Here is a 5,379-nt window from a genome sequence, read left to right as displayed (position 1 = left end):
TCCCGGCAGACCTCTGAAACCGTTCGACCGACGTGTTCCGAGCGAAGGTGAGGGCTTGGGGGAATGGTCGAGCGTGATCGCCCGCAAATGTCCGGGACACGACCAACTTTGGCCAAAGCCGGGGCCATTGCGATAGAGATCGAGATTTGCGCCCGCTTTTACACATGAACGCCCGTGCGTTCCATAACTTAAGGAGAGACCCGTGCAACGAAAAGCTTGTAATACCGAAACCTTGGCCCGGAGCGAAGTCTGCTCGGTCGAGTACTGCCGGAGCTGCGCCGTGTTCCATGTCAATGTCGGCCCCGTCACGGTGCATTTCCGGCCGTCCACTTTCCGAATGTTGTGCACTACGCTGAACGCAGCACTCGCCCGATTTCGACACGTTCGTCCGGTATTGTCGTCCTGTACCGCAAATCAAGACGAGATCATCGATCGTAGTCCGTGAGGAGCAAGCAAACAATCAATACGAAGTAGCAAGGGCGGCGAGAGGAGCGCCATGGACGAAACGATGAGCGGAGTAGGGGCGACTTGGGCGGACGCATCCGTGCTGGAAGGCGTTCGGCGGTAGAGAGCCGAGCCAATGCAGCAGACCGGCACGGACTTCGGCGCCGCCGTCATACACCACGTTCAGCGAACAAGTCCGGCGATTGGTCCGGACCGTCCTCACCCCGTCCAGATCCGAGACACGGGCTTCGAACTCATCGACGGCGAAACAAGGATGCGCAAGCCGGGCGAGCCGCAGCCGAAACCGCCGGTAGGTATTTTCAAGAACTTCTAGGTGACACGACAATGAAGCTTGAACACGACTCATCTTCGCCCGGAGCGGGCGTCATTGAACTGGCGGATGAGGACCGTCGCCGACTGCGAGACGCTTTCCGCCAGCTCGAATATCCCAGCTTTGCCGCCCATCTGGCCCACGCCGTCGGCACTCCCGTCGACAAGGGGCTCAAGCTGATACCGCCGCGCTGGCATCGTCGCTTCTCCGGACACTTGCAGGCGGGCATCGGCCGGCTTCTGGAAGCCGCGGTCACCCGCCTCGGGCAGGGGCAGCCTCGCAGCGAACGCTTCTACCGTCGCATGGCGCGGAGCACGGGCGCGATTGGCGGATTGTTCGGCGGTTCCGCATTGCTGGTGGAACTGCCGCTCACCACGTTGATCATGCTCGCGGCCATCGCCGAAATCGCCCGCAGCGAACGCGAGGATTTGAACCGGCCGGAAACCCGTCTGGCCTGTCTCGAAGTTTTCGCTCTGGGGGGACGCTCGAAGGCCGATGATGCCGCCGATACCGGTTATTACGGTTTGCGCCTGGCTCTCGAAGCCGCCGTCAAACAGGCGTCACGCCACATTGCCGAACAGGGCTTGAGCCGGAACGGAGCGCCGGCCATCAGCCGCATGATAGTCATCGTATCCGAGCGTTTCGGACTGATACTGTCGGAGAAAGCCGCCGCGGAAATGCTGCCCTTCGCCGGCGCGGTCGGCGGCGCCTTCATCAACGACTTGTTCGTCCGGCATTTTCAGAGCATGGCCCGCAGCCATTTCGTCATGCGCCGGCTGGAACGCCGCTACGGGCGGCATTACATCGAGGCCGAGTATCGGAAGCTGAAATCGGTTCGGCATGAGCGCCGGGCAGACCCGCCGGCCATGATGGCGCGGTCCGCATGATGCTAATGAGGACGATTCTCGGAAAATGGTCAAGCATTCCTTCTCGCGCCCGCTTTCCGGTCTTTTGGCAGAGCCTATCCCGGTAAGCCGTTCGCGCTGAGCCCCGTCGAAGGGCCTGTCCTGAGCGGAGTCGAAGGGTTTTGGGACCTACTGAATTCGTTCTACCGGGACCACGTTAGGTGCACCTGAACAGGGTCAAATCGCAAGCCCGCCTGCGGTATCCGATCCGGCGATCAAGGTAACGGCAACCGTTTTTTCGCCGAGTATCATCGGAACCTGTCGATCTTCCGTTGTATGCCCGTTTGGGTTATTCACTCTCGGTGCTCACGAGGACCAGTTTTCGGCCGTTCCGGTCATCCGGTCTGACCAAAATCCGCCGTTCAGGAATGCTGCTTTCTTCAGAGGCGGGGGAGTAGTCCGTGACCGAAGCGGACTGTCGCAAGCAAGTCAAGTTATCGACCGCCGCCACACTGTTACATACCTGTCCATGCCTCAATTTAGTCTGTGCTATCTGGGCTTCATTGCGCACTGAATTCCGCATCTTTTATCCTTTCGCCAGCATACTACCGGCGACATCGCCTCCGGTCGCTGCGAAATAGGTGGTGCCACTTGCTCACAGGATATACGACAACGTGCTGACAGCAGTCGAACTCTCCAAGCGATACTCCGGTCGGCCGGTCATAGACGGCTGGTCGTACGAATGGCCCAAGCCGGGCGTCCATCTGATCGCGGGTGCGAACGGCGTGGGTAAATCGACTCTCCTCGGCATGCTCGCGGGCGCCCTGGTTCCCGATGCCGGTGAAGTTTGGATCCGCGGCGTGAGCCTTAAGGCCCGACCGGCCCGCGCCCTCCGTTGCTTGGCTTATTGCCCGGCGGATTGTCCGGTCTTCCCCTTTCTGACTGGTGAGGAGTGGCTGGCCTTCGTCGGTTCTGTTCGGGGCGGCTGGGATACCGAGACCTTGGATCAGCTGACCGAATCGTTTCGGCTACACGCGTATTTGAAGACGAACTTCGGCCACATGTCGTTGGGTACGGCAAGGAAGTTTCTGTTGCTTGGCACTGTCGCCGCGGAGGCGGATGTCCTCATCTTGGACGAGCCCAGCAACGCGCTCGACGCCGCCTCGCTCGCGGCCTTGCAGGCGACGCTCCGGCGCCTGGCCAAGACGCGGCTGATCCTGATGTCTTGCCACGAGACCTCGCGGCATGCGGCCTTCGGCATACGGCCTGAAAACACCGTGACATTGACTTGAGAGGCTGTCACGTGTCTCGCCATCCACCGTTGGAAGTGTCCCGATCGCGCCTGTTTTTCCGCCTGCTCGGCTGGCGCTTGCGCCATTACGCCGACGCGACCCTGAAGCTTTTGCTCCGCCGCTGGCAATCTGTGCTCTTCGCACTTTTAGTCGTTTCGCCAGCCGCCACGCCACTTGCCGCACAAATCGACGCCGTCGGGACGCCGGTACGCAAGATTGTGGAAGGCGGCAGTCCGGCTTACGCGCTGACCGCCTGGCTGACCCTGTCACTGCTGGCCATCGCCTGGGCGGCCGTGCAAGCCGATGCCTTGCGAGGAGGCGCGCCCTGGCGATATCTGCGCACGCTGCCGGGGCTATCTCGCTTCGAGACCGGGCTCGACCTGACGCTGCTGCTAATTGCCGATCTCCCCCTGCTATTGCCCTTCGCCGCCTACGGGATCACTCTGCTCGGACCCGCCCGCAGTGGCGGTCTGGAGCATGGACTGCTGGCCTTGGCCCTCGGTACCCAATGGCCCATCGTGCAGCAACTCGTACTGCGTGGATCGTGGGCCGCATTGCTGGTCGCTGCAAGTGCGCTGATCGCCATGCTGGCTTTGTGCGTCGACGGGGCACGCGAATTTGCCCTTGTCCTGCTCACGGGCGGACCGATCGCGGCCTTCCGTCTGCGCAGGCGCCTGACGGGAGTGATGAAGACCGGATCTTGGCGGATCGGAAGCAGAATCGGCCAGCATCTACACCCTGTGGTAAACCTTGCGGCCATGGACGCGCTGGCATTGATGCAATGGAGCCAGTTGCCGGCGCGAGTGGCGCTGCTGGCTTATGCGGGTATTCTTGGCTGGTTCGGGACCGGCTGGGAGGCTGTCGGATTTCAACCGCAGGTGGCGGTAGGCCTGCTGCTGGCGGGATTCGTTCCGCTGATATTCCAGGTGGCTGGACTGGCGTTGACCCTGCGTGCCGAGCGCGCGCCCATGCGCCCCCTGCTGGCATCGTTGGGGATAGGAACAGCCGCCACGTTCGTGGCCGACCTGCTGGTATTGGTAGCGGCGTTCTGTCTGCTCGCGTTCCTGCCTGTCGCCACGCTTTACCCGCTCGCAGGTTCCTACGCCTTCCTGATACTACCCTTGGGAAGCACGGCAGTCGCCGTGACGCTCGCTCTTTACTCGACTATCGACGCAACGCGGTTCTGGCCCAAGTTGGTCACCGCAGCGGCGTTTTGGCTGGCGGCATGGCGGGTGGTCATGTTTCATTAGGAGCATCGGTTCGGGACCTGATACGGGCTGGAAGACCTTCATATCGAGATTCTCGAAGACCGCACGGCCCTCTACGGTCTTACCGCAAAGGCAGTCGACCGGATCGATCGCCAGTTCGAAGACACTCCATAAAGCAGCCGTTCGAACGAAATTGTTAAATAACGACGAACGGCGGGTATGGCCGAATACTGAACAGATATCGGGATCAGCCTAACAGGCTCCAATTGGCCGGCTACTGCCAGTGGTGCGGTCTGTCAGCTGGCATTCGGGTATATGTTGGCTTTCAGTTTCGCCGAAAGGCCATTCCGTACCCGATGGGGACTGTGGCACCGTGTATCCAAGGTCTGCATACGATAGTGGAGCGGAGGGGGCCAGCAGAGAAATGACTACGTGACCGACCCTCCAATGGCCTACGAACCCTATGATCTCCACGATTTAAGAAAACATGGAGGCTGAATTTATTCGTGCCGCTATCGTCGAATTAAACGGGTGATGTGTGAAAGCCCGCAGTGAGCGATTCAGAAGGAGAGTAATTCATACGGGCAGCTACTGCTCAGTGAGCCGCAGTTGTTCAGTTATTAATCAGGCCCGTAAATACCCTCCTGGTATTTACGGGCCGCCGCCCAGGCCGGTACACGCCCGGCCTGGGCTCACGCGGCTTGTCGCCGCGCCGGAGCATCCCTGCCCCGGATTAACCCGGCCTATATTTATAGGCCGGGTTAATAATGCTCGGTCTCGGTACATGGTAGTCCCTTTAGAAACTCATGGAGTTCCTTATGAAAAACCTACTCACCGCAACTTCACTATCCATTCTTGCTGTACTGTCGAGTCAGGTTGAAGCGCGAACTATCGTTTCAGCCGACACTCGCTGCTTTCAAATCGGCGATGTCATACCCGGTGGTTGGGATAGAACGCTGAAAATCAAAATGCAACAGGCGCTCAGTGATAAACCCGGTCAAATTGTCCATGTCGATGCGCTGGAGCTGGGGTTCAAGGCCACCAACCCCCCGATTCAGTATGCCAACCAATTGACGGGCTCGGCCACGATTGCCCCGCCCAACGATCAGCTACCTGGCGGCGACCAACTTCAGATCAGCTTGGTGGGGACCAGCTATGGCAACAGGGAGGATATCAGCAAAAATGGCGTGTTCAGTTTTGATTATGCGCTCAGGCTTGACCCCAAAACCCTTGCTGGGCCAATAACCGGTTATCAGATA

At 59.9% G+C, this 5,379-nt stretch carries 5 protein-coding genes; all 5 read left to right on the top strand.

All coding sequences use genetic code 11. From position 1 onward, the window contains the following. Nucleotides 1–580 precede the first annotated feature (580 nt). Nucleotides 581–778 carry a hypothetical protein gene (locus ABJK70_RS19455; protein ID WP_086133405.1) on the top strand — a complete coding sequence of 66 codons (198 nt, stop codon included), beginning with the start codon at nucleotides 581–583 and terminating at the stop codon, nucleotides 776–778. Nucleotides 779–789: 11 nt separating this feature from the next. After that, nucleotides 790–1,662 (top strand): EcsC family protein, encoded by an 873-nt coding sequence (locus tag ABJK70_RS19450; RefSeq protein ID WP_347258823.1) that lies wholly within the window; start codon nucleotides 790–792, stop codon nucleotides 1,660–1,662. 632 nt (nucleotides 1,663–2,294) lie between these two features. Next, nucleotides 2,295–2,912, top strand: a complete 618-nt coding sequence (locus ABJK70_RS19445) for an ATP-binding cassette domain-containing protein (RefSeq protein ID WP_210023880.1) — start codon at nucleotides 2,295–2,297, stop codon at nucleotides 2,910–2,912. An 11-nt stretch (nucleotides 2,913–2,923) separates the two neighbouring features. After that, nucleotides 2,924–4,162 (top strand): hypothetical protein, encoded by a 1,239-nt coding sequence (locus tag ABJK70_RS19440; protein ID WP_347258822.1) that lies wholly within the window; start codon nucleotides 2,924–2,926, stop codon nucleotides 4,160–4,162. Nucleotides 4,163–4,938: 776 nt separating this feature from the next. Then, a partial coding sequence (locus tag ABJK70_RS19435; protein ID WP_347258821.1) for a hypothetical protein occupies nucleotides 4,939–5,379 on the top strand: 441 nt, incomplete at its 3' end.

This window comes from Methylocaldum sp. (genome assembly GCF_039794385.1).
Taxonomy (GTDB): domain Bacteria; phylum Pseudomonadota; class Gammaproteobacteria; order Methylococcales; family Methylococcaceae; genus Methylocaldum.
The sequence above is the reverse complement of the archived record's forward strand: the minus strand, read 5'-3'. Positions and strand labels throughout refer to the sequence as shown.